The sequence below is a fragment of the Bacillus sp. SIMBA_008 genome, from assembly GCF_046535495.1.
Lineage (GTDB): Bacteria > Bacillota > Bacilli > Bacillales > Bacillaceae > Bacillus > Bacillus subtilis.
Genome location: NZ_JAWRWL010000657.1, coordinates 1 through 263, shown reverse-complemented (window position 1 = coordinate 263; position 263 = coordinate 1). Strand labels below are relative to the sequence as shown.

The following is a 263-nucleotide window of genomic DNA, read 5'->3' as shown; positions in this document are numbered from 1 at the left end:
CGATAAAAGGCATGATCAGTTCCCTGGATGATCCGTATTCTTCTTATATGGATCCTCAGGAAGGAAAGTCGTTTGAAGAAACAATTTCCGCTTCGTTTGAAGGCATCGGCGCACAAGTGGAAGAAAAGGACGGCAGCATCCTGATCGTATCGCCGATTAAAGGGTCACCCGCGGAAAAAGCGGGGGTTAAACCGAATGACCAGATCTTGAAGGTCAACGGCAAAAGCGTTAAAGGCCTTAATGTAAACGAAGCCGTCGCATTA

At 47.1% G+C, this 263-nt stretch carries 1 protein-coding gene; it reads left to right on the top strand.

Annotated features, from left to right (window positions below):
* On the top strand, positions 1–263 hold a 263-nt coding region (locus SB658_RS24845; protein ID WP_410603069.1), incomplete at both ends, for a PDZ domain-containing protein.